Origin of the sequence: Bacillus sp. NMTD17 (assembly GCF_002998735.1) — a bacterium.
GTDB lineage: Bacteria > Bacillota > Bacilli > Bacillales > Bacillaceae > Bacillus.
Genome location: NZ_PVRH01000001.1, coordinates 441,771 through 467,108 on the forward strand (window position 1 = coordinate 441,771; position 25,338 = coordinate 467,108).

At 42.2% G+C, this 25,338-nt stretch carries 23 protein-coding genes; 9 read left to right on the forward strand and 14 right to left on the reverse strand.

From position 1 onward, the window contains the following. Window positions 1-95 precede the first annotated feature (95 nt). Together alsR and C6347_RS02260 are read left to right on the forward strand one after the other, a co-directional pair. Window positions 96-992, forward strand: coding sequence for an acetoin biosynthesis transcriptional regulator AlsR (gene alsR / locus C6347_RS02255; protein ID WP_060597460.1), 897 nt, complete (start codon window positions 96-98; stop codon window positions 990-992). A gap of 66 nt (window positions 993-1,058) precedes the next feature. Beyond that, window positions 1,059-1,661, forward strand: coding sequence for a flavin reductase family protein (locus C6347_RS02260; RefSeq protein WP_374955722.1), 603 nt, complete (start codon window positions 1,059-1,061; stop codon window positions 1,659-1,661). 37 nt (window positions 1,662-1,698) lie between these two features. On the opposite strand, the gene rbsB is transcribed toward C6347_RS02260, so the two are convergent. From rbsB to C6347_RS02305, 9 genes are all read right to left on the reverse strand, one after another. Next, window positions 1,699-2,616, reverse strand: coding sequence for a ribose ABC transporter substrate-binding protein RbsB (rbsB, locus tag C6347_RS02265; RefSeq protein ID WP_106071351.1), 918 nt, complete (start codon window positions 2,614-2,616; stop codon window positions 1,699-1,701). 13 nt (window positions 2,617-2,629) lie between these two features. Further along, complete coding sequence (rbsC, locus tag C6347_RS02270; protein WP_003215300.1) at window positions 2,630-3,583, reverse strand: ribose ABC transporter permease RbsC; 954 nt, start codon at window positions 3,581-3,583, stop codon at window positions 2,630-2,632. Window position 3,584: 1 nt separating this feature from the next. After that, window positions 3,585-5,066: a sugar ABC transporter ATP-binding protein gene (locus tag C6347_RS02275; RefSeq protein WP_066031635.1), complete on the reverse strand. Its 1,482-nt coding sequence runs from the start codon at window positions 5,064-5,066 to the stop codon at window positions 3,585-3,587. Window positions 5,067-5,081: 15 nt separating this feature from the next. Beyond that, window positions 5,082-5,474: a D-ribose pyranase gene (rbsD, locus tag C6347_RS02280; protein WP_060597455.1), complete on the reverse strand. Its 393-nt coding sequence runs from the start codon at window positions 5,472-5,474 to the stop codon at window positions 5,082-5,084. After that, on the reverse strand, window positions 5,471-6,349 hold the full coding sequence (gene rbsK / locus C6347_RS02285) for a ribokinase (RefSeq protein ID WP_060597453.1): 879 nt from the start codon (window positions 6,347-6,349) through the stop codon (window positions 5,471-5,473). The genes rbsD and rbsK overlap by 4 nt, the downstream gene beginning before the upstream one ends. Continuing rightward, window positions 6,346-7,332 (reverse strand): LacI family DNA-binding transcriptional regulator, encoded by a 987-nt coding sequence (locus C6347_RS02290; RefSeq protein ID WP_060597451.1) that lies wholly within the window; start codon window positions 7,330-7,332, stop codon window positions 6,346-6,348. Before C6347_RS02290 ends, rbsK begins: the two co-directional genes overlap by 4 nt. Before the next feature lie 117 nt (window positions 7,333-7,449). Continuing rightward, window positions 7,450-8,592 (reverse strand): Ger(x)C family spore germination protein, encoded by a 1,143-nt coding sequence (locus tag C6347_RS02295; RefSeq protein ID WP_066031636.1) that lies wholly within the window; start codon window positions 8,590-8,592, stop codon window positions 7,450-7,452. After that, entirely contained in the window at window positions 8,582-9,679 is a 1,098-nt protein-coding gene (locus C6347_RS02300; protein WP_060597449.1) for a GerAB/ArcD/ProY family transporter, read from the reverse strand. The genes C6347_RS02295 and C6347_RS02300 overlap by 11 nt, the downstream gene beginning before the upstream one ends. Beyond that, entirely contained in the window at window positions 9,669-11,150 is a 1,482-nt protein-coding gene (locus tag C6347_RS02305; protein ID WP_066031637.1) for a spore germination protein, read from the reverse strand. The genes C6347_RS02300 and C6347_RS02305 overlap by 11 nt, the downstream gene beginning before the upstream one ends. Before the next feature lie 747 nt (window positions 11,151-11,897). On the opposite strand from C6347_RS02305, the gene pgsB reads away from it, so the two are divergent. From pgsB to C6347_RS02325, 5 genes are all read left to right on the forward strand, one after another. After that, on the forward strand, window positions 11,898-13,079 hold the full coding sequence (gene pgsB, locus C6347_RS02310; RefSeq protein ID WP_034660210.1) for a poly-gamma-glutamate synthase PgsB: 1,182 nt from the start codon (window positions 11,898-11,900) through the stop codon (window positions 13,077-13,079). Window positions 13,080-13,094: 15 nt separating this feature from the next. Then, window positions 13,095-13,544 carry a poly-gamma-glutamate biosynthesis protein PgsC gene (pgsC, locus tag C6347_RS02315; protein WP_012011488.1) on the forward strand — a complete coding sequence of 150 codons (450 nt, stop codon included), beginning with the start codon at window positions 13,095-13,097 and terminating at the stop codon, window positions 13,542-13,544. An 18-nt stretch (window positions 13,545-13,562) separates the two neighbouring features. Beyond that, window positions 13,563-14,729 (forward strand): CapA family protein, encoded by a 1,167-nt coding sequence (locus C6347_RS02320; protein WP_034660209.1) that lies wholly within the window; start codon window positions 13,563-13,565, stop codon window positions 14,727-14,729. Further along, complete coding sequence (gene edmS / locus C6347_RS19140) at window positions 14,726-14,896, forward strand: extrachromosomal elements maintenance protein EdmS (RefSeq protein ID WP_003213661.1); 171 nt, start codon at window positions 14,726-14,728, stop codon at window positions 14,894-14,896. The genes C6347_RS02320 and edmS overlap by 4 nt, the downstream gene beginning before the upstream one ends. A 106-nt stretch (window positions 14,897-15,002) precedes the next feature. Beyond that, window positions 15,003-16,226, forward strand: a complete 1,224-nt coding sequence (locus C6347_RS02325) for a C40 family peptidase (protein WP_106071352.1) — start codon at window positions 15,003-15,005, stop codon at window positions 16,224-16,226. Between the two features lie 56 nt (window positions 16,227-16,282). Here C6347_RS02325 and C6347_RS02330 read toward each other — a convergent pair whose 3' ends face one another. Together C6347_RS02330 and C6347_RS02335 are read right to left on the reverse strand one after the other, a co-directional pair. Next, window positions 16,283-17,164: a Cof-type HAD-IIB family hydrolase gene (locus tag C6347_RS02330; protein WP_181185424.1), complete on the reverse strand. Its 882-nt coding sequence runs from the start codon at window positions 17,162-17,164 to the stop codon at window positions 16,283-16,285. Between the two features lie 254 nt (window positions 17,165-17,418). Next, window positions 17,419-18,384, reverse strand: coding sequence for an LCP family protein (locus C6347_RS02335; protein ID WP_003212964.1), 966 nt, complete (start codon window positions 18,382-18,384; stop codon window positions 17,419-17,421). Window positions 18,385-18,656: 272 nt separating this feature from the next. Between C6347_RS02335 and C6347_RS02340 the strand changes: the two genes are divergently transcribed. Next, window positions 18,657-20,021: a sugar porter family MFS transporter gene (locus C6347_RS02340; RefSeq protein WP_106071353.1), complete on the forward strand. Its 1,365-nt coding sequence runs from the start codon at window positions 18,657-18,659 to the stop codon at window positions 20,019-20,021. 137 nt (window positions 20,022-20,158) lie between these two features. Beyond that, a complete protein-coding gene (locus tag C6347_RS02345; protein ID WP_106071478.1) occupies window positions 20,159-21,544 on the forward strand; it encodes a bifunctional glycosyltransferase family 2 protein/class I SAM-dependent methyltransferase in 1,386 nt (461 codons plus the stop codon). 12 nt (window positions 21,545-21,556) lie between these two features. On the opposite strand, the gene C6347_RS02350 is transcribed toward C6347_RS02345, so the two are convergent. From C6347_RS02350 to C6347_RS02360, 3 genes are read right to left on the reverse strand one after another with little or no spacing between them, the layout of a single operon-like run. Next, entirely contained in the window at window positions 21,557-22,702 is a 1,146-nt protein-coding gene (locus C6347_RS02350; RefSeq protein ID WP_060597440.1) for a Ger(x)C family spore germination protein, read from the reverse strand. Beyond that, a complete protein-coding gene (locus C6347_RS02355; RefSeq protein ID WP_060597437.1) occupies window positions 22,699-23,799 on the reverse strand; it encodes a GerAB/ArcD/ProY family transporter in 1,101 nt (366 codons plus the stop codon). Before C6347_RS02355 ends, C6347_RS02350 begins: the two co-directional genes overlap by 4 nt. A 3-nt stretch (window positions 23,800-23,802) precedes the next feature. Continuing rightward, complete coding sequence (locus tag C6347_RS02360; RefSeq protein ID WP_106071354.1) at window positions 23,803-25,269, reverse strand: spore germination protein; 1,467 nt, start codon at window positions 25,267-25,269, stop codon at window positions 23,803-23,805. Window positions 25,270-25,338: the final 69 nt, after the last annotated feature.

Sequence of the window (25,338 nt, forward strand, 5' to 3'; positions counted from 1 at the left end):
TATGATTTACTATACATTTCAAAAAGAAAATTTTCCAATATATGTTTAACGTGGTTTTAATATGTTTCACGAATAAGTGTGCGAGGAGTGAAAGGATGGAACTGAGACATTTGCAGTATTTTGTCACAGTAGCGGAGGAGCTGCATTTTGGCAGAGCAGCCGCACGGTTGAATATGACACAGCCTCCACTTAGTCAGCAAATTAAGCAGTTTGAAGAAGAATTGGGGTTTCCTTTGTTTCACCGGTCGAAGCGAGTGGTGGAGTTAACAGCTGCTGGAAAGGTCTTTTTACATGAGGTGCGTGGTGTGCTGCAGCAGCTTGATAAAGCCGTTGATCATGCACGGCATACAGCAAGAGGAGAGCTGGGGAAAATCATCATAGGGTTTGTTGGAACAGCGACGTATGATATTCTGCCGCCAGTTGTACGCGAATTCAGAGAGCTGTATCCCTCTGTCAGTATTGAGCTGAAGCAGCTTTCTGTTCCGCAGCAGCTAGGGGCGCTTTTAAATGGGGAGATTGATATCGGTTTTTTACATCCTACATCTCCGCATGAAGAACTTGTCAGCCGTTTGATGAAGCAAAGTGAATGTATTTTTGCGATTCCGAAAAATCATCCGCTGGCGAAAAAAGAGGCGGTCACGATCGAAGATATCCGGCATGAACCGATCATTTCTTTATCAAAGGAATCATGGCCGTCCCTTTATCAACACTTTGTCCTGCTATGTGAAAAGTACGGATTTTCTCCGAATATTGTGCAGGAAGCAGCGGAATATCAAATGGTTATTGGCCTTGTCACAGCTGGTATCGGTATTGCGGTCATTCCAAAATCAGCCCGGCGTTTATTTAATCTAGATGTTGTATATCGGTCCATTGAAGGTGAACAGCTTCTGGCGGAATGGACGATTTCCTATAGACGAGAGAATCATAATCCTGCTTTATTTCATCTTGTCCACCATATCCTGCATCGCACCGAGCCGGAATCAGAGGCATAGAAAAAAGGGGTATGGTATGATGTCGATACACCAAAAGGAGGCGTGTCTGAATTGATTACGTTGCAAATGGATCAGCTATCAAGAAAAGAAGCATATAAATTATTATCGGGCTCTATTGTTCCACGACCGATTGCGTTTATTACAAGTCTGTCTAAAGATGATGTCGTCAATGCCGCACCATTTAGTTTCTTTAATGTCATCAGCGGACACCCGCCGCTCCTCGCAGTTTCTATCGGACGACGCGAAGGTCAGATGAAAGATACAGCGCAGCATATGATTGACAGGGGAGAATTTGTGGTCCATGCGAGTGATGAAGCGATAATAGAAGATATAAACGAAACAGCTGCTATGCTGCCACAGGAAGAGAGTGAGCTGGATCGAACCGGTCTTCATCAAGTAAAGAGCCATGTCGTGTCAGTGCCGGGAATTCAGGAAGCACGTATTCGCTTTGAATGTCAGCTTGAAAAGCATCTTACCTTTCAAAATGATGAAGGAGAGATCACGGTCGATCATATCATTGGCCGGGTTGTGTGTGCGCATTTAGATGAGGAAGTGTATGATGCAGAAAAAGGATATGTTTCGACTCATGAACTAAAGCCAGTCGCCCGTTTAGCGGGAAATGATTACGCCCATTTAGGGACGTCATTTGTGTTGAAAAGACCGGAATAATAGGAAAAACCCCCGAGAGCTATCGGGGGTTTTGTGTTTATTTTTTCTGTTCTAGTTTCAGTGGAGCTGCGATGTTCTTTTCTACTTTTTTCCCTTTTAGGACGTCGTTTGCAGCGCCGACTGCCATTTTTCCGATCAGCTCTGGCTGCTGGGCGACTGTGGCAGATAGTTTTCCTGCTTTGATCGAGTTGAGTGCATCTTCGTTTCCGTCAAAGCCAACGACGAGAATGTCTTTTCCAGAGCTTTGAATCGCCTCTAGAGCGCCAAGTGCCATTTCATCATTATGGGCAAAAACGGCTTTGATGTCAGGGTTTCCTTGAAGGAGGTTTTCCATGACATTCAGTCCTTTTGTCCGGTCGAAGTCAGCCGCTTGTTTTGCTGTCACTTTTAGATCTTTATCCGCTATTTGATGGAATCCTTTTCCGCGCTCACGTGTAGCGGAAGCGCCTGGTACACCTTCTAGTTCAGCGACTTTTGCTCCTTTACCGACCTTGTCGATGATAAAGTTAGCTGCCATTTCGCCGCCTTTGAGGTTATCTGAGGCGACCAGTGCTTCTACCTTACCGCTTTCTGCTGAACGGTCTAATGTGATGACAGGAATATCTGAAGCATTCGCTGATTCGACAGCGGTTGAGATAGCAGATGAATCCGCTGGGTTGATGAGTAATGCGTCAACCCCTTGCTGAATTAAATCTTCTACGTCACTGGTTTGTTTAGCTGAATCATTTTGTGCATCTGCAATGACCACTTCGATGCCGAGCTTTTTCGCTTCTTTCGTCACACCATTTTTGAGAGAAACGAAAAATGGATTATTTAAGGTCGAGATCGAGAGCCCGATTTTGATGTCTTTTTTCTTTCCATCTTTTGTTGATTTGGCCCACTCTGGCGGTTCTAGCGAGCAGGCAGAAAGCATGAATAATGAGAGAGTCAGAATGAGAATGAGATATTTTTTCATAGCAGCTGCCTCCTTAAGCAGATTTCTTTCTGTCTAGTAGGACTGCAATCAAGATGACAATCCCTTTCACAACAGATTGATAGAATGATGATACACCAAGTAAGTTCATACCATTGTTCAAGACACCGATGATGAGCACCCCGATCAGTGTGCCGACAATTCGCCCTCTTCCGCCAGACAGGCTTGTCCCGCCAAGTACAACAGCAGCAATCGCATCAAGCTCATAGGATGTGCCAGCTGTTGGCTGAGCTGAGTTTAGGCGAGAGGTCAAAATGGCACCCGCTAAAGCAGACATGAAACCTGCCAGTGAATAGATCATAATTTTTACGCGCGGTACTTTGATTCCTGAAATGAGCGCAGCTTTTTCATTTCCGCCGATGGCATACGTTCTTCTGCCGAAAGGTGTTTTATGAAGCAGCACCCAAAGTACGATAAAGGTGAGAAGCATCGTGATTGCTGGAACAGGAATGCCTAAGAAATACCCGCGGCCGAATAACTGAAAGGCATAGTTAGAACCGAGTCCTGTAATCGGGTTTCCGTCTGTATAAACAAGTGTTAATCCTCTAAAAATGGTCATCGTGGCAAGTGTTGCGATAAAAGGAGCCATTTTTCCTTTTGTAATTAAAAGACCGTTGACCATCCCAAGAATAGCGCCGATGATACAGCCAACGATAATAGCTAAAATCGGGTCCATACCAGACACGATAAATCCGGCAGTCAGAGCACTAGAAAGTGCTAAAATGGCACCGACAGACAAATCAATTCCTCCGGTTAAAATAACAAACGTCATTCCAAAGGCAATGAGGGCATTAATGGAGATTTGTCTCAGTAAGTTTAAGATGTTTAATGGCTCTAAAAAGGCTGGGTTTAAAATAGAAACAATGGCGACAAGGATGATGAGTCCTAAGAATGGCCCAAGCTTTTGCATGATGTTGTCAAATCGTCCATTTGAAGTAAGTGGTTTCATGTTACTTCCCTCCTGTAGCTAGTGTCATAATTCGTTCTTGTGTTGCGTCTGATTTATTTAATTCTCCGCTGATGGTTCCTTCATGAATGACAAGCACTCGATCGCTCATCCCTAGAATTTCTGGGAGCTCAGAGGAGACCATTAAAATGGCAACACCTCGATCAGTCAGTTCATTCATTAACTGGTAGATTTCTCGTTTCGCTCCGACATCGACACCTCTTGTCGGTTCATCTAAAATTAAGACCTTCGGCTGGATGCCGATCCATTTGGCGATGACGACTTTTTGCTGATTTCCACCAGAGAGACTTCGAGCAGAAATTTCAGAGGAAGCCGTTTTAATTGTCAGTCTTTTGATGAGCAGGTCGACAAAATCCTGTTCGTTTTTCTTATCAATCAGTCCTTTTGGAGAGAAGCTTTCTAAGTTTGGCAGTCCAATGTTTTCTCGGATGGATGCATCCAGCATGAGTCCTTCATCTTTGCGATCCTCTGTGATAAAGCCGATGCCGAGCTTGACGGCATCACTTGGTTTTTTAATGACAGCCTTTTTCCCATGGACCCAGATTTCACCTTGATCAAGAGGATCAAGACCAAACAGCGACCGCATCATTTCGGTTCTGCCAGCGCCCATTAAGCCTGCAACACCGACGATTTCTCCAGCTTTGACTGAGAAACTGATATCATGGAATTGTCCTTTTCTTGTCGCTTGCTTCACCTCAAGGACAATATCTCCTAGAGAAGGCAATCTCTCAGGGTATCGATCTGTTAATTCGCGGCCGACCATTTTTTTAACGACCTCATGGAAATTCGTTTCAGGTATGTCTTTCGTATCGACTGTTTTCCCATCGCGCATGATTGTAATCCGGTCACAGATCGCAAAGATTTCCTCCATACGGTGAGAAATATAGACAATGGATACGCCTTCTTTTTTGAGAGATTCAATGACCTGAAAGAGCTTTTCAATCTCACGGTCTGTTAGAGCTGCTGTTGGCTCATCCATGATGATCACCTTCGCATCAGTCATTAATGCCTTTGCAATCTCAATCATCTGTTTTTGTCCAACAGAGCAGCTGCCTGCCTCTTGATCAAGCGAGAGGTTCACAGACAATCGGTCCAGCTGGCTTTGGGCAAGAACCTTCATTTTCTTTGTGTCTAGCAATCCAAACTTCGTATAGATTTCTTTCCCGATGAATAGGTTTTCCAAGACGGTCATATCCGGCCATATGTTGAGCTCCTGATGAATAAAGGCGATGCCGTGTTGTTCCGCTTCCTTCGGATTTTTGAAAGCGGTTTCTTTTCCGTCGATTTGAATCGTTCCTTGATCTAATGAATAAAGACCTGTGAGCAGGTTCATTAAAGTAGATTTTCCCGCGCCATTTTCGCCCATGAGCGCGTGGACCTCACCTGTGACGAGGTCAAAGGAGACCCCGGAAAGAACGGTGTTTTTTCCAAAGGCCTTATGGATGTTATGCATCTCAATGTTCATATCTGGCTCCTCCTTTTAAAAGATGACACCGGCATGAAGAATGCAGTTTGCGTATGGGGTGGCTTCACCCGTGCGAATGACTGCTTTTGCCTGCTTGGTCATGTTTTTGAACGTCTCGTGGTCTACATCATGTAATGGCTGTGAGAACGCTTTCTTTAGAAATAGATGATCTCGCTCATTGGCTTCTTTGATTTCACTAGCCACAGTAATGTGTTCAACCGCCATTTCCTGAAGAAGGAGGGAGGTGACCTCCTGAAAGGACGGTGTGCCGATTGATAACGCCAGGTCGATTTTGACTGGACCTTCTGGAATAGGAAGACCGCAGTCTGCGATGACGATTGTATCTGTATGACCAAGGTCAGCAAGTACCTTGGCGATATGACTGTTTAAGATGCCGTTTTTTTTCATTTCTTTTTCTCCAGTTCTTCTCTTGTTGGCATGCCGCCTTGTGCACCGAACTTTGTGACAGACATTGATGCTGCAAGGTTGGCATAGGCAAGTGCGTCATAGAGAGATTTGCCCTCTGTTAAGGCTACAGCCAAGGCTCCGTTAAAGGTATCGCCTGCTCCTGTTGTATCAACTGCTTCAACAGGAAAGCCTGGAACTAGCACTTCTTTCAATCCGTCAAAAAATCGAACCCCATTTTTCCCTTCTGTGATGAGTAATTTGTTAGGGTATTGACGCAAGGCGTCTTCAATTGGGAGTCCATCAAACATGAGAACAGCTTCGTGCTCATTCGGTGTAATATAGGCAGCCTGGTCTAAAACCTGCTGCGATACTTTGCGGGCAGGTGCAGGGTTTAAAATCACAGGGATTTCTTTGTCACTGCAAATGGAGCAGACAGCTTCGACTGTTTCTTCAGGTATTTCCTGCTGAACGAGAACTATCCCAATATCATCTATTGTAGAAAGTGCCTCTCTAACATAGTCAGGAGTGACCTCGTCATTTGCTCCTTTGACCACGACAATGCTGTTATCACCTTCTGCTAAAATGATATGAGCGGTGCCGCTTTCCATTTCGGTAACCGGTTTCATATATGGGGTGCGGACCCCTTGATCTTGTAGATTGCTGACAATATCCTGACCATAAGCATCATCACCGACTCGGCCGACCATGTATACATCTGCACCGAGTCTGGCACTTGCGACTGCTTGATTGGCGCCTTTTCCCCCTGGGACGGTTTTAAATGATTCGCCTAACACCGTTTCACCGGCATTTGGCCGTTTATCCGATGTGACGACTAAATCCATAGAACAGCTTCCTACTACGACAATATGACTCATTGTGAATCCACCTTTCTTGTGGTCTCTCGTTCAATAAAAGAGACGGGCATTTGGATAACTGGTTGATCTATAGGTTGTTTCTGAATCGCTTTGATTAACAGCTGTGCCGCTTCTTTTCCCATCTCATAGGCAGGCTGCCTAATCGTAGATAAGGAAGGGAAGAGCAGCTCGCTTTGCGGAATATCATCAAACCCAATGATTTGAACATCATCTGGAATGGCTTTTCCGATCCGAAGCGCTTCGTGTATGACCGCTGTTGCGACGATGTCATTGCTGGCAATGATGCCATCTGTTTCAGGGTACAGCTGGAAAAGAGCCTTGGCGCTCTTGCGGGCTTCTTGAAAGGAAAATGAAGCATTAGACATCACATGAAAGTCGACTCCTTTTTCCGTCAGTACATCGAGTGCGCCCTTGAATCGCTGCCTCGCTGTTTGAAGGTGGGCAGGTCCTTTTAGCAGTGTGATCTGCCGGCTGCCGCGTCTGATTAATTCCATTGCGGCCATTTTCCCGCCAGCTGCAGCATCTGCAAACACAGAAGGTGCATGTGGAACGGTTCGATCTAAGAACACAACCGGTAATTCATCATCATTGTATATATCTGATTCAGGTTCGTTTGTGACAGCGATGACACCGACCACTTGATTTTGTTTAAAGGTTTGTAAATAGGCCATTTCCTTCTCTCGATCTTCATCACTGTTTCCGAATAATAATCGAAAACCATGCGCATGAATTTCGTCCTCAACGCCTCTAGCGAGCTGAGGGAAGAAGGGATTCGTAATATCAGGTAAAATCAAACCGATTAAGCGTGATTCTCTTTTGAAAAGGGATCTAGCCACTTCATTGGGAAAGTAGTTCAGCTCCTGCATCGCTTGTGTCACGCGGGTTTTCGTATCTGTATGGACATATCCAGTATCGTTAAGCACGCGTGAAACAGTGGCAACAGACACTTGTGCAGCTTTTGCAACATCTTTAATTGTAGCCAATGGAGTGCCTCCCTTCGTGAATGTGTAACCGTTTACACAGATAGATTATCATGAAAGCATTAAAATGACAATCTTAAAAAAATAAAAAAATAAAAGAAAGATGCTATCTTCCTTTTATTAACTAGTAATCCCTGTTTCTGTAATATTCACTTTGATTTTTGGGATGATTTTTACATTTGGATAATCAGTTTTCCAATTCATTTTTACATATTCATCATAATTTTTAACGCGATACTTTCTTCCAAGACTTAACACGTCGGAGTTTGATTTCTGCAAAACAGAGATTACTTTTTCTGCTTCCTTTGTGAAAATAGCTGATAATCGTTTGTTTAGTTCATCGATCTTTTTCGTACTATCTAAATTGTCTTTCGGATATTCAACGACAGCTGTTTTGAATTCGAAATCTAGCCCAATTGTCACGTTTCGATGATCAGAATTGAGAATACGAATATCTCGTTTTAAGTCGGTGACTTGGATGGTAATATAGTTATTTCCCTTCAACTCCATATCATTTCTGATCTTTTTAGTGAAATTTGCATATTTCCCGATTTTATTATTCATGAGATTGAGAAGCATGGCATCTTGACCATAAAGCTCACCAGTTTTTTTCTCATTATCGAATAAAGCCACACCTGCTACTTTGATTAGTTGTTTAGACTGATCAAATACAATTAAAGGCAGGGTAAAGTCTTCTCCTGTTTGGAGCATCTTTGAGCGTATGCTTTGAATATTTCCAGCGGTCACTTGTGAACCTCTTGAGGCAGTTGTAATGAGATTGTTTAAATAGTCACTGACAATGAGCTGTTCTTTTAGTAATTTGTTGATCACATCAATGCTTGAACCGCCTTTCACAACGGCTAAATTGGCAAGCAAAGGACTTTTCGGATCGCGATAGAACATGTCTAAGTAGGGAAGAAGTTGATTTTGAGAGAATTCATCACCGATCAGTAAAATCCTCATTTTTGACATATCAATCTTTTGGTCAACCATTCGGCCGAAGTCTGTTCCCGCTTTACGTAAAGTTGGAGCATTGGTTGTCAGTACAGTGGTTGAATAAGTACCTGAACTTCCTTGCTGCATACTTTGAGACTGTTGTACTTTTCGGTAGGTAATCGATACTTTTGCGTTATCATCTTCCCCTTGATCAATGGCGGAAGTAAGGACAAGGGAGATGTTTTTTAATAGGTTTTGATCCCAGCAGCCAGGCATCATGGTGAGAGACACGCACATGAGGAGAGTCAGGACATATTTATGACGCATGTGATTTCACCTTCTTTTTACGTTGTTTGATAAAGATAACGATCGCCATGAATGCTGGAAGTGTGTAAATGAACGAATACTGAGCAATCGTTGTAAAATCATTGAAACGCTGAATGCGAAAGTTATCGACTGCCAAAAAACAGCTAGACGCATATATCAGAATGGCGAAACAATAAACATATTTTTTGTGATCCTTTTTCTTCAGTAAACTGGAAATGCCATTTGCACAAAAGTACAGATAGTTACTCAATGTGGCAAGAATAATAAACACCCAGAAGCTAAGAAAAATTAAATCTGTCCGCTCAATGATACCGAAGGAAATGGTTTTTAATAAGTAAAGAACAGGGTTGGGAATCACATCAAGCTCAATTGGACTAAAAAACATAAAACAAATCAATGTAATAAATAGGTAGTAAAGCGTCGTGCATATATTTGAAATGGTCATGATTTTATACCGTTCCTTAATCGTGCCTTTCATAAAGGGAGAAAGAATAAGGATCATCTCAAATCCATTCATCGATAGTACGACGTCCTTCAGCCCAAGCTGAAACTGAGAAATGTCTGTTTGAAAAAAAGGCATCAGATAATCGATATTGGTCCCTTTTAATGAATAGAACATCAGCAAGGAAAGCAAAAGGAGAAGGGGAGTTAAGATAAAGTTAAACCTGACAATGGCTGTAATTTGCTCCTTCGCAATATAAACAATGGAAGTAATGAGTAATAGATTGATGACCCAGTTTGGCGTCAGCGGCAGAACCCACATACCAATAATTCTGGTGAAAATGGATAAAACGACAATACAGACGGAGGCAAAATACAGTATATACAGTGCAATCAGTAATTTCCCAATCCATTGACCAAATACATCAATTAATGCTTGGAAGAATGATGTTTCTGGATATTTATGAATGATGTAAATGAAAATTGTATTGATGATTTGGATAAAAAAACAGGCGACAATGATCGCCATCCAGCCATCGTGTCCCATGTCTTTCATCAAAAAGTGGGGGAGCGATAAAATACCGACACCAATTTGAGATTGAATGAGAAAAAAGACAGCTTGAGGTGGAGATATTTTATTTTTCATTTTTCTTTTTCCATCCTCTCAAATGTTCAATTTGCTTTTTCTTTTGCGGATTTAAATAAACAGGGCGATTTTTGTACATCCACATTGGGAGGCGAATTACAGTATCTTTTAAATCCTGCCAGTTAAATGGAGTAACAGGTGATAAGTATGGTACCCCTAGTGATTCAAGGCGGCATAAATTCATGAGAATGATGGATAATCCAAATGAAATGCCAATAAAACCAAACATTGATGCCATGAACATGAGCGGGAAACGCAGCATCCTAATGGTGGCCGTCATTTCAAATGATGGAAGGACAAAGGAAGCGACAGCGGTCACGGCGACCACGATGACAAGAACATTTGAGATGAGTCCTGCTTGTACAACAGCATCCCCAATGACCAAACCACCTACGATACCAATGGTTTGACCAATTGGTCTAGGTAGACGCACCCCTGCCTCACGAATGAGTTCAATGGTGATTTCCATTAGCATCGCTTCTATCAAAGGAGGAAATGGGATACCGATAATTGAATTTTTCATCGTTATGGCTAATTCATCTGGGACGACCTCATAATGAAAGCCAATGACAGCGATATAAAAAGATGGCAAAATGACTGCGATGATACAGGCAAGATAGCGGAGAACACGGATAAACGTAGCCGGAATCCAGCGGCTATTATAATCATCAGGTGATTGAAAGAAGCTAAAGAAGGTGACAGGAAGAATGATGGCCATCGGACTGCCATCCATCATCACCACAATTCGCCCTTCAAGGATTGCAGATCTCACCTTATCAGGGCGTTCTGTATCAATAAGCTGCGGGAAAATAGAAAATGAATCATCCTCAATCGCCTCAACAATAGAGCCAGGACTTAGCAGCGTGTCTACTTTAATAGAAGAAATCCGTTTGTTTACCTCTTCTACCTTTTCTTGATTAGCGATATCAGATATATAAACAGTCGCAAGCTTTGTTTCAGATTTTGTACCAATCTTATGATACTGAATGGCGAGCTTTCGATCATTTAAATGCGAACGCAGTAAGTAGATGTTGGTATCAAGACTTTCAACAAATCCGTCATGTGCTCCAGCAATAATACTTTCAGATGAAGGTTCAGAAATAGAGCGCAGCGGCGGCTGACCGACAGAAAACAATTTGATCTGTGAGGAATTTTCATCAAGAAACGCAATGCTTCCAGCAATAATACTGTCTGTAATCAGCGTCAAGTCACCAGTTTCGAGTGTACTGAGAGATTTCGTATATTCCTGCTTTCCAGGAGGTCCTAACAAGTTGCCGATAATGAAATCATTTAATTTGCCTTCATCTACTCTTGTTTTAATAAAAAACAGGACAGATTTCGTTTCATTCACCATTAACTCTCGGTATTCAAAATCCCCGCTTTGCTGAAATGTTTTTTTCAGAATCCGGATTTTTTCCTCGAAGCTGCCTGATAAAAAATGCAACCGTGTTTGCTCATTGCTGTTTGGCATCTTTAGCCTCCTCTCACAGATTTTTTAACCTTAGTGTAAGCGGAGAAGCTGATTTTATTCGTCATCTTTGGGGAAAGCATGACATGAATTGACAACTTTCAACTAAAATCATATTAAAAATGTTAAGAAATGATGAATCTTGATAAAAACAAATGAATAATGTTTCATTGTTTAGGTCATAAGGAGCGAATATCGTAAAAAGCAGGTATTCCGAAATGATCAATAGTTTACATCTTATCCCAATTTTTTGTGACCCGAAAATAAGCATATGACTTGATTTTTTTAGAGGTGACCTTTGTCATAGGTCAACGCGTAGCATTCTGACCGATGAGGATGACTTTCTAACCTGTTCCTTCAAAAATCGAAAACATTCCAAAACACGCACTATTCATTTAAAGCGCTGATATGACTGATGTTATAGAGTTTAAAGGGCTTTAAAACATTGATTCAAAATACATCTTAATAATTGTCAAAAAATTTAGGGAGAAAAGGACAAAAGATTTTCCGATGCTTGATGGTAACGCTTTCTCTTGATTGAAGCTGAAATTCATACCAATTTTTGTCCGCCTTTTGGCCTTTTCATTTAAAGAAGAGCTAGGCAAATCCGCCTTCTGATTAGAGGAATTTGGCATACGAGGAAGTGAAAGATTATGTTACATAATACCGATTGTGATTTTATGCTGAACATATATACTGTTGATTGAATTTACATATCACACTCATAAAAAAAGGAGATGTAGATAAGCGATGTGGTTAATCGTTATAGCCTGTGTCATCATGTTAGGGATTGGCTTTATTGAAAAGAAGCGTCACCAGAAAAATATCGATGCCTTGCCGGTGCGCGTCAATATTAATGGTATTCGCGGAAAGTCTACCGTTACAAGATTGACAACCGGTATCTTAATGGAGGCAGGTTATAAAACTGTCGGCAAAACAACGGGAACAGATGCAAGAATGATTTATTGGGATACGCCAGAGGAGAAACCGATTAAAAGGAAACCGCAAGGACCAAATATCGGTGAGCAGAAGGAAGTTATGAGAGAAACCGTTGAAAGAGGAGCAAATGCCATCGTCAGTGAATGTATGGCAGTAAATCCAGATTACCAAATTATCTTTCAGGAAGAGCTGCTTCAAGCGAATATTGGCGTGATCGTAAACGTTCTTGAAGATCATATGGACGTAATGGGGCCGACACTTGATGAAATAGCAGAAGCCTTTACAGCGACAATTCCTTACAATGGACACTTGGTTATTACGGATAGTGAATATACGGAATTCTTTAAAGAGATTGCGAAAAAGCGCAACACAGAAGTCATTGTTGCAGATAATTCCAAGATTTCTGATGAGTATTTACGGAAATTTGAGTACATGGTCTTCCCAGATAATGCCTCACTTGCACTTGGTGTTGCACAGGCATTAGGAATTGATGAAGATACGGCATTCAGAGGAATGTTAAATGCGCCACCTGATCCAGGAGCGATGAGAATTCTTCCATTAATGGACGCGAAAACACCTGGACACTTTGTAAATGGTTTTGCGGCAAATGACGCATCATCTACATTGAACATTTGGAAGCGTGTGAAAGAGATTGGATATCCAACAGATGAACCGATTATTATCATGAACTGCCGTGCGGATCGTGTAGATAGAACGATCCAGTTTGCGGAAGATGTACTTCCTTATATTGAAGCAAGTGATCTTGTCTTGATTGGTGAAACAACAGATCCAATTGTGAAGGCATATGAGGATGGGAAAATTCCGGCTGACCACTTACACAACCTTGAATATCAATCTACAGAAGAAATTATGAATATGCTTGAGAAAAAGCTTCATAATCGAGTGGTTTATGGAGTCGGCAATATTCATGGTGCCGCTGAACCGTTAATCGAAAAAATTCAAGAATACAAAATTAAGCAGCTTGTCAGCTAGGAGGAAATATAGAAAATGTTCGGATCAGATCTTTATATCTCGTTAATTTTAGGTGTTCTACTTAGTTTAATCTTTGCAGAAAAAACAGGAATCGTACCAGCTGGACTTGTTGTCCCAGGTTATCTGGCGCTTGTATTTAACCAGCCAGTCTTTATTTTAGTCGTCTTATCTGTCAGCTTGCTTACGTATGTCATCGTTCGCTTTGGTCTATCGAAATTTATGATTTTATACGGACGCAGAAAGTTTGCTGCGATGCTAATTACAGGGATCGCCTTAAAGCTTGTATTTGATTTCTTCTATCCAGTGGTTCCATTTGAAATAGCAGAATTCCGCGGAATCGGTATTATCGTTCCTGGATTGATTGCAAATACGATTCAAAAGCAGGGTCTTACGATTACCCTTGGAAGCACGTTACTTCTAAGTGGTGCAACATTTGCCATCATGTATGTTTACTATCTATTTTAAGATAAGGTGTGTCCAATGATGAATAAAAAATTGAGCTTTCAGGAAAAGCTGCTGAAAATCACAAAGAACCAAAAGAAAAAGACGAATAAACACGTACTGATTGCTTTACCGATTGTCATTGCTTGTACATTTCTATTTACGTTTATCGGGAAAGCACAAGTGCCAACTGTACAAAAGAATCCAGAAAACATCCTGACCGCTTCGTTTGTCGGTGACATTATGTTTGGAAGAAACGTAGAGAAAGTAACAGACCGTTATGGAAAACAGCATCTCTTTCGTTACGCCAAGCCATATTTTGATGTGTCAGATTATGTGACTGGTAACTTTGAGCATCCAGTCGCATCAGATAAAGAACAAGCGGCACAAAAGAATATTCATTTGAAAACAGACGAAGATTCTGTCAAAGCATTGAAGGATTTGAATTTCTCTGTATTAAACTTTGCAAATAACCATGCGGCAGACTATGGTGAAAAAGGGCTGAACAACACGATTGATGCCTTTGAACATGCTGGCATGGATTATACAGGCGCAGGCCGTAACCTTCAGGATGCGAAGCAGAACATTTCGTACAAAGAAGTAAATGGTGTCAAAATCGCTACACTTGGTTTTACTGATGTGTATGGGAAAGATTTTAAAGCAACGAATCGCCAGGCGGGTATCTTGCCAGCCGATCCATCTATCTTTATTCCGATGATCTCGCAGGCTGCTGAAAAGGCAGATATCGTCGTTGTTCATGCTCACTGGGGACAGGAGTACAACAATGAGGTAAACGATAGACAAAGAGAATTGGCAAGAGCGATGTCAAAAGCTGGTGCTGATATCATTATCGGTGCTCATCCGCACGTTCTTGAGCCAATGGAAGTCTATAACGGCACGGCGATCTTCTATAGCTTAGGGAACTTTATTTTTGACCAAGGCTGGTCAAGAACACGTGATTCTGCACTTGTTCAGTATCATCTGAATGAAGATGGAAAAGCGACATTTGAAGTTGTCCCAATGTATATCAAGGAAGCAACACCTGCTCCGGTTAAAGCAGGATCTTTTGAATCAAAATCCATTATCCGTATGCTGACAAATGGTACGAATGCGGATTGGAAAGAAAAAGACGGACACATTTTCTTTGAAGTAGATCACGCTGATAAAGTTAAACACTTAAAAGAAAACGGAGGGAAAGAGAAGAAATGAAATTCCTAAAAGCAAGCTGGCCGTTTGTTGCGTTAATTTTAGTCTTTGTCTTTATGTCTGCTTTTAAATTTAGTGACAGCCTCACAGATCATGAAAAACAAAAGATCTCGGTTGAAATGCAGAAAATCGAACAGCAAAAGCAATCAAAAACGGAAGCAAGTAAATAATTTTAAAGAGCATAGAGGGCGCGCATTGCGTGCTCTTTTTTGTCGAAAAAAGGTGTAAAATGAAAGGTGTCATGCCGAAACTATAGAAGAAAGGAGGGGAAAGATCATGAAATGGAAAGGAATGTTGATTGGTGGGTGTGTGCTCGTAGGGTTGATGTTCATGTCTCAATCAGAAGTATCTGCTCAAACAGCGTCTCCTTTGGAGCAAGCGGAAAAGCTGATTGGAACACCTTATCATAAAGGAGGAACCGATCCAAAAACGGGCTTTGACGCATCTGGGTTTATTCAATATGTGTACAAGACATCAGGAGCATTTGATTTGCCGCGGAAGGTGATCGACCAGTATCAGATTGGGGAAAAGGTATCATGGGACAAAGCCCGGCCCGGTGACCTTGTATATTTCCGCAGCCTTGAAGAAACAAAGGATATCCCGACGCATGTGGCGCTGTACGCTGGTAACGATCAGGTCATCCACATCACGCTCAGTCAGGGTGTGGTGAAAACAGATGTCAGCAAAAGCAAATACTGGACGGACCGATTTTATGCAGTCAAACGACTGCCCGGCACACCAGAAATCTCTGATGACCGTCTTGTGAAAGATGCGATGAAATATGTAGGTATTCCTTATGTATTTGGTGCAGCAGACCCTAAGGTTGGCTTTGATTGTTCAGGCTTTTTACAATATGTATTTGAAAAATCACTAGGGATTTATTTACCTCGAAGTGCTGAACAGCAGTGGATGGTTGGAGAAAAAGTGGCATTAGTTGATATACGTCCTGGAGATTTTGTCTTTTTTAGCAACACATATAAGCCAGGCATTTCTCATGTAGGGATGTATATTGGCGGCGACAGTTTTATTCATGCGAGCCGTTCGGAAAGTGTCACGATTTCTTATTTGTCTGAATCGTATTGGCGAGAAAAATGGACAGGGGCGAAACGATTAACGGAGCTGAAATTAGCAAAAGAAGATCCGGTTGTCTCAAAAGCCGCTACGTATATTGGTGAAGTTCCTTATGTCAAAGGCGGGACGAATCCAGAAGAGGGATTTGACACAGCAGGGTTCACACAGTACGTGTATCGAGAAGTGCTTGGTATTGATCTGCCTCGCTATGCGTCAGGTCAAGTCAAGACAGGTACGCCTGTGAAACGTTCGGAGCTGAAGCCGGGAGATCTCGTTTTCTTTAGTGGAACGTCATTGATGCCGGCGATTTATGCAGGGTCAAATCAAGTCATTCATGTGACCGTCTCAAATGGTGTCGTGCTTACGAATATGAAAACAAGTACGTACTGGAAGAATAAGTATGAGACGGCTGTTAGAATCAAAAAATAAAGAAAAAGCCCGATCCACGCTCGTATCGGACTTCTAGACTTCTCTCTAGGCGCTGATCAGACTAGCGTCTTTTTTTCGTGGAATTGATTTTGTAAAAGCAGATCAATAAAGTAAGCAACACCGTCTTCATGATTGCCTTTTGTGATGAAGGTGCTCTTTTCTTTAATAACATCTACGGCATTCCCCATTGCAATGCGGTGGCCTGCTTCCTCAAACATGGATAGATCGTTGGGGCTGTCGCCAATCGCATAAATATGTGAGCGGTCTACGCCATAATGAGCTGCGAGCTTTTTGAGAGCATGTCCTTTCCCAGACTCTTTTGGCAGTACCTCAATGATATGTTTTCCAGAAGAGGTCAATGAAAGCTCAGGCATTTCCGCGAGAAGATCTCGTGCTTCCTGTAGCTTGTTCATATCAAATGAGAAGCAGAGTAATTTATAGGTCGCTTCATTCGACTCAAAAATCTGGCGAATATCATCTACTGGTTTGATGCCAAATTGTTTGAATTGAGTCATCGCTCCTTCCCATAAATCAGCTACATCCTCATTTGGGTTCGCACTTTTGATGACATCAAATTCTGCTTTCAGCTTCTCTTTTCCATCAAAAGGAGAGAGGAGCGCATCGTCCGTATAGACCTCAAAGTAAATGTTTCGTTCTACTAATGCCTTAGCCGCTCGTTTTCCTGCTTCTTGGTCAAGTGTGATACGGCTGAAAAGTTCGTATCCTTCGGTATGAACGGTTCCGCCGTTTGCTGCAATAATGGGGATGTCCAAATTGCCAAGCAGTTCCTTTACATCAAAAGTCGCCCGCCCTGTACAGATGGTGACAATATATCCCGCTTCCTTCGCACGAATCAATGCCTCCCGGTTTTGAGCAGATATTTCACTTTTTGTATTTAAAAGTGTACCGTCTAAATCAATCGCAATCATTTTTTTCATCGCTGTCAAATCCTCCTTCATGCATGCAATCGCCTCTTCAAAGTATGTACGATTTCCTTCATTCTCATGAGCAATAGGATGGTTGTTCCTCTCTATCAAGGCTAAACAAAAAAGATCGAATGATCAAGGAAATAAGCCAAAGGGGTAAAATCTGCATCATCACAACACGCTGAAAAGAAGCCAAAGGGCTAAAATAAAAATCATTTTAGCTCTTTGTCAACAAACAAAAAGCGCCCCTTAGGAACGCTTTTTGTTTATGATAATTCAAGCTGCTTCTTCAATTCAGTCTTCACTTCGTTTAGCTGGTTTTGATCCAATTGGTAATAATAAACTCCGTTTGGCTGGTAATCAGAGCCTTTCAGCTGAATGGTATCAACCGATTTCAATGACGTCAGAAGCGGGAACAGCCCGACTAGCTCTTTCATTGAAAGGTTGGTCGCGACATTATCGCCAAGTGTATCAATGATATTGTCATATGACGGAATAGACGTTAACGATTTTGACTTATCAAAAATGGCTTTTAATACTTCCATTTGACGCTGCCCGCGCATTAAATCACTGTCTGCTTTTCTTGTTCTCACATATGCGAGAGCTTGATCACCGTCTAGTGTATGAGTTCCTGTTTGAAGCTGTACCTTGCCCTTTGTATCTTTTAGAACCTGTTTGACCACATATTCATCCTTGACGTTAATAGAGACTCCGTTTAGTTCATTGACGATCTCTTTAAATGCTTTGAAATTACTTTGGATCACAAAATCAACCGGAATATCTAGTAAATCTTCGACTGTACTTAAGGTTAAATCTGCACCACCAAATGCGTGTGCATGTGTAATTTTGTCATAGCCATGCCCTGGAATATTTACATATGAGTCCCTTGGAATGCTTAATAATTTTACGGTTTTATTTGTACGATTGACGGTTGCTAAGACCATCGCATCGCTTCGTGCTTGTTTCACTGTTTCGCCCGGTCTGCTGTCAATGCCAAGCAGCAAGACAGAAAAGCTGTCTTTCCCAGGATCGAATGCTTCAATCCTTTTGACAGATTGAGCGCCGCGATCTAAAGATACTTGCGCTTTTTTGGCAGCGCTTGTCACTTTATAGTAGGCATAGCCTGTGACAGAAGCGGTTGTCAGTAAAAGAATACCGACTATAAATAGAGTGACTTTCACCCATGGCTTTAAACGCTTTTTTCCTTTGCGTTTGCTTCTTGATTGATCCATATATTTTAAACCCTCGCTATGATTTTTATAGTAAAGATGTCCTTCTTTTTGCTTACAAACTAAAACAAATATACCTTAAAACGGGATATAGTGCGACATTTTTTTCACTAACGCTTAATTGACGTTTCCTTATCGTAAAAAGTTTCAATGATACTTCAAATGAAATATATTTGTCATAAAACATTGAAATGTTTGAAATGACAGGAAGTGAGGAAAATGATTTTCCATAGAGAAACATCCAGTACATACAGAACAAAAGAGGGGTTATGAACATGAAAAATCGGAATGGATGGCTTTATTTCTTCGGCGCACTTGGCGGCGCCTTATATGGCTATGATACAGGTGTCATTTCTGGCGCCATCTTATTTATGAAAGAGGATTTAGGGTTAAACGCGTTTACAGAGGGACTTGTTGTCAGCTCGATTTTAATCGGAGCGATGCTCGGTTCCTCTCTTTCTGGAAAGCTGACAGATCAATTTGGGCGGAAAAAAGCCATCATCGCCGCAGCAATTTTGTTTATTATCGGCGGATTTGGTACAGCCCTTGCTCCGAATACGGAAGTGATGGTCTTATTCCGAATTGTACTAGGGCTTGCTGTCGGGTGCTCAACAACGATTGTTCCATTATATTTATCTGAACTTGCTCCAAAGGAATCGCGAGGAGCATTGTCCTCATTAAACCAACTCATGATCACATTTGGTATTCTACTCGCCTATATTGTGAATTACGCTTTAGCGGATGCAGAAGCATGGCGCCTGATGCTTGGAATTGCGGTCGTACCTTCTGTGCTTTTATTATGTGGGATTTTATTTATGCCGGAAAGTCCCCGCTGGCTGTTTGTCCATGGACAGGCAGACCGTGCAAAAGAGATATTATCTAAACTCAGAAAGAGTAAGCAAGAAGTTGAAGAAGAAATTTCTGATATTCAACAGGCGGAAAGTGAAGAAAAAGGCGGTTTTAAGGAATTATTTGAGCCGTGGGTACGTCCAGCATTAATCGCTGGTGTCGGTCTTGCCTTTCTGCAGCAGTTTATCGGTACCAATACGATTATTTACTATGCACCAAAAACATTCACAAGCGTTGGCTTTGGCAATTCAGCGGCTATTTTAGGAACCGTCGGAATTGGGGCAGTGAATGTCGTCATGACGTTTGTGGCGATTAAAATCATTGACCGTGTAGGGCGTAAAGCGCTGCTCTTATTTGGGAATGCTGGCATGGTCCTAAGTTTAATTGTCCTGTCAGTGGTCAATCGATTTTTCGAGGGGTCAACAGCTGCAGGATGGACGACGATTATTTGTTTAGGGCTCTTTATCGTCATCTTTGCTGTCAGCTGGGGTCCTGTCGTTTGGGTAATGCTTCCAGAGCTGTTCCCAGTACATGTTCGAGGAATCGGGACAGGCGTCTCTACCTTCCTCCTTCATACAGGGAATTTAATCATCTCGCTTACCTTCCCAACTTTACTAAGCGCGATGGGGATCAGTAATCTTTTCCTCATTTATGCGGTCATCGGCGTAGGTGCCTTCTTATTTGTGAAATATATGGTGACTGAAACGAAAGGGAGAAGTCTTGAAGAAATTGAAGACGATTTAAAAAAGAGGAACCGTGCCTTCGTAGATGACGAAGGAAAAACGGTGTGAACAATGACCAGCTGCCCGCATGCAGCTGGTTTTTCTTTGTTAAACAAACGTTTAATCAAGAAAGGACAATCTCTCATCTTCTGAATGTGCTGCATATGACATACATATGGAACAGGCGAGCGAAAGGTGGAAATGAGATGAAAGGGAAAACGAGCATTGTCATGCTGACGTACAATGAACTGCATTTAACGAAAAAATGTATCGACAGCATCAAGCAGCATACCCGAAGTGACCAATATGAACTCATCATCGTTGATAATGCGTCAACCGACGGGACGAAGGAATATGTGAGAGAGCTGAACGATGTGATTTTCATAGAAAATGCAGAAAATCGAGGCTTTGCAAAGGGCTGTAATCAAGGAGCGAAAAAAGCGACAGGGGATAGCATTCTCTTTTTAAATAACGACACGATCGTAACGGAAAACTGGCTTTCTCCATTAAAAGAGGCGTTATTTGCATCAGAACGTATTGGGATGGTAGGACCTGTCTCCAATTATGTGAGCGGTCCTCAAATGGTCGAGCCATCGTATACAGATGTGAAGGAGCTCCCAGCCTTTGCGAAAAATTATACGGCTGCGAGAAAAGGTCAGAGAACATATGTACATCGGCTTGTGGGGTTTTGTCTGCTGGTGAAAAGAGAGCTCATTGAAGAGGTGGGGTTATTTGATGAGCGGTTCGTGTATGGATCATTTGAGGATGACGATCTTTGTTTGAGATCCTTGCTCAAGGGATATCAGCTGCAAATCGTCCACGATTCATTTGTGCATCATCACGGTCATGCAACCTTTCGTGCGAATCAAGAAACGAACATCTCTACACTGTTTGCTGAGAACAGGCTTCGGTTTTTAGATAAATGGGGCATTGATCTCAATCTGATGACCCCCCATCCGTACTTTGCGGCTCTGCTGCCTGAAGACGCTGCATGTGTACTTGATGTGGGATGCGGCGCAGGGGCCACAGGGCTTGAACTAATGAATCGGCAGTCTGTTGACATGTACGGGGTAGAGGCCGATCCATTAAAAGCAGCAATCGCAAAGGCATATTACGAAGAAGTCATCGAGGCAAAAGCGGATGAGTACCCATGGTTAGAGAAAGAGGCCTTTTTTGATGCCATCATTTTTTCTGATGTTTTAGAGCATGTGTCAGATCCTTGGAACATCATTGAACAAGCGCACGCATCTTTAAAACCGGGCGGCGTGATCATTTGCTGCCTGCCAAACATGATGCATGCGGAGGTGCTTCTCCCGTTAATGACAGGGGATTTTACGTATCAAGATGTAGGGATTTTAGACCGAACCCATCTGAGGTTCTTCACACCAAACACGATGCGTGCGCTTTTCCCAAACCATTTGTTTGAACGGGTGATCGAGCAGCGCATCAATGTTCAGATTGATCAGAACGTCCAATTGTTTTTTGACGAGGTGGCGAGAGTAGGAGCGTCACTTGGCTTTCAAACAAAAGCGTTGTCTGATCAAGTGACCCTATATCAGCTTTTAATTGTCGTGCGTAAAAAAGGCGGCTAACCGCCTTTTGCATTACCATTTGAAGCTTTTTGTTGCGCCTTCTGCCCCAAAGTTTAAAATGCTGACTTTGACATCATATTCGATATCCGCTTCTTGAAAGAGCGTATCCCATTCGTTTCGATGCTTTTCCCAATAGTCAGGGTATTTAATACGAAACTGCCGGCTTAAAAATATGGGATCAACGCCCACCTCTTTTTGCACATGATGGACTGCTTTTTGAATTCGCTGTTTGATTTTATTCGCAAAAAGAAGCTCATATCTTTTGATGTACTGCTCATCGTATGAATTTTCTGCAGGGTACTGATCCTCTGAGAGCTTTCCTTGGGTGTTGACATTAATTTTAAAGGAAATATGTCCATCCTTCAGATAGGGTTCAATCTTGGTTTTTGATTTCTTAATTTCATACGTGATCGGAAAGTCTTTGTAGGTGGCAGGTACAACGCCGCCTGAAATTCGGTCCATCACCCAATTTAAAGATTGGACATCCTTCGCAGGGATGAAGCCGATCAGCTTTCGTGTTTTTCCATCAATGATTCCTGCTCCATCATAAATCAGTTCACCGTCTATCGCATCTACACTTTGGACAAGGAAGCTAGCACCCATCTGGAAGTAATCAGATGCCCGGCCAATACGGGTTGGCAGCAAAATCTTTCCGTTAAAGCTTCGGTTTTTGGATGTTTCAAAGATATGTTCAACCGGAACCTTTTGCTGTGATTTCAATTTTTGGTTGATCACTTTTGACGCATCATCTCGTGACACGAGAAGGTAGCTGCTTCGCCGAACCTCATCATCTCGTATAAAGTGGTTGAGCGTTCCTTGAATATCGTGATGCTCTGCCTGATTTTTGCCGAACAAGAAAATTTTCAGATGATCACTATAGATCGGCGGGTCCTTTAAGGCGACATTACTGACAGCCTCCAGCACATTTTTCCCTTTTGAGACGACATTCACATGGCCAGGAGAATCAGCCTCTTGTGTCCCGCCCATCTTCGGAACCAGGTTTTGGTAGGTGAGCTTGACTCCTTGCTCCTCTTCCTCGTCAATGCCAACGCCGCGTACAAATGATAATTTTTCAATATCCTTTAAGTCCCAGCAACCTGCTGATAGAAGGAAAAGACAGCAGGATAAAAAGATGAACAATACACGCCTTCCTCTCATGCAGAACGACCTCCCCATTTTTTACGTATCATCAGCAGAACAGCTGTAATAAAAGGAATGGCTAAAACCGCGAACAATGCGTAGCCGAGTAAAGTAGAGAAGTAAAAGACTTCATTGATATTTCTCGGAAATAAAGAGAGGGCAGAGGTAATCAAAAACAGCAGCCAAAGCAGTCTCGTTACATTGGTCGTCTTAAAGACTGTGTGGCACCCTTTAATGGCAAATTGGAAAAAGCCAAGCATACAAATGAACTGCTGGCAAGTCCAGATCGTCAGTAAAAAAATATCAAATCGTTCAATGAAAACCCCTTCAAGTTCTAGTGCTTGAATGAGTGAGACAGTGGGCCAGGTGAGGGATTTCGTTTCTCCAACGGTCATGGAACCAATCACAATAAAGAGCGTGAGAGAGTAGATAAGTGAGGTAATTCCGACCCCGATCGCAGCGGCCCATTTCGCCTTCGACCATTTGTCTTTATAAATGAGTGGTACAACAAACAAAATGACCTCAAAGCCTGTAAATTGAATAAATGTTTGAGAGAACAAATTACTGAAATCTTTAAACCCGTTCGCCATCACCGGGCGTAAGTAATCAAAATCGAATATTTTCAAACTAAACAGCATGAGCCCAATATAAATGATCATCGTCATCGGATATATGTATGTCACCATTTTCACTATTGGAAAGATACCACTTTTCAAATGATAGATCGCCACAAGAAGAAAAATCATCACAATCACTGCCATGGGAGTCGATTGCAGCAGGAAAAACTGAACAACCTCTCCGAGAACACGCGCTTCAAAGCCGACAATGCCTAGTAAATAGGCAATCAGCATTAAATTAAAGAACGTGCCAAAGATTGCACCGGCTCCTTTAGTATTTGACTCAAAAATGGTGTCCGGTGCATTCTTTTCAGCAATCCATCCTAACAAAAAAGCAACGAAAGCAAAGATGACTCCCTGTATTAATACAATGATCCAGCCATCAGGGAACCCTGAATTGGCAGAACTGCGTGGAATGGTTAAAATTCCAGCGCCTATCATTGTAGAGCTGCACAGAATGGTGACTTGTAACAATGATAGCTTCTCAGCTCTGTACATCGTTTAATCTCCTTGTCTTTTGAGATTTTTTATTTTTGCTGTTTTCGGTCTCGATTTAAATAGCCCAATTGGTAAACGTACGTACGTATCCTTTAAATCTGAAAACGGTGAAGACAAAACAGGTGTGAAATAGTCAAAACCAAAGGTCTTTAATTGCATCAGGTGACAAAGCACAAATAAATAACACATGATCAAGCCATATAACCCAAACATCGCTGAACTGAAAATGGCCATAAAGCGCAAGATGCGCAGCGGGAAACTAAAGTCATACGAAGGGGCAGTGAAATCGGCCAAGGCGGTCAGCGACACAATAATCACCATTAAGGCACTGACGATATTGGCTTGGACAGCCGCCTGACCAATGATGACGCCGCCAATGAGCCCAATTGTCTGCCCGATGGCTCTAGGAAGCCGAAGTCCAGCTTCTCGCAGCAGCTCAATCGTAAAAGACATAAGAATCGCCTCGACAACAGGAGGAAACGGAACATTCTGCCGGCTGCCTGCGATGGTGATTGCCATTCGTGTTGGTAATAAACCGGGGTGATATGAGACAAGAGCGATGTAGAGCCCTGGTAAAAAAATCGTTAACAGTACGGCAAAATAACGAAGTAGGCGCAAAAGAGTCGCACTTGTCCATCTTTGATAATAATCCTCCGGTGATTGCATCAAGGCTGTAAGTGTCATAGGCATGATGAGGGCAAAAGGTGTGCCGTCGAGCAAAATGGAGACTTTGCCTTCAAGCACAGATGCAATCACCCGGTCAGGACGTTCTGTATTTTGAATCTGCGGAAAAATGGAGATGTGGCTGTCCTCAATCAGCTGTTCAATATAGCCGGTTTCAGGGATGTCATCCATTTTGATTTCGGTCATGCGTGATAGAACATCTTCTACTAATTTGGGATCAACAATATCACGAACGTACACAAGGGCAGCAGACTTTTTATTGCGAGTACCTACATTTACCTTTTGAATGACAAGGTTAGGGTCATTTGCCCGCTCACGGATTAAAGCTGTGTTTTTTTCAAGATTTTCAATAAAACCGATCCGCGGCCCTCTTACAAGGACTTCCGATTGCGGCTCTTCTACTTCTCTAAATTGAAAAAGATTCGTTTGGAGCGCAAGCGCTTGTGTTGCCCCATTTACAAATAAAATAGCCCTGCCGTTATATAACTGCTCGATGGCAAGGTTCATATCTTCCAGCACGTCATTTTGAATGCCAAAGAACGTTTTAGACAGGGACGGAAGCGTAGTAGAATCAACCTCGGTGATGTCCAGTTCCTTTTGCATGGGTGAAATGATTTGCTTGGAAAGCATCTCAAATTCTGTGAGTCCTTCAACGTACATGAGACATGCAGAGATAGCAGAAGGGCCAAATGAAAAAGAGTGGAACACGATATCATCACTTTTCCCGGCAAAGCTTTTGACGCGCTTGATGACGGACGCTATATCTTGTTCAATACGACTTTTCATAATACCTCACCCTCATGTCATGTTTTTTATAGAGTGACTCGGAATGAGGAGAATTATGCAAATAGAAAA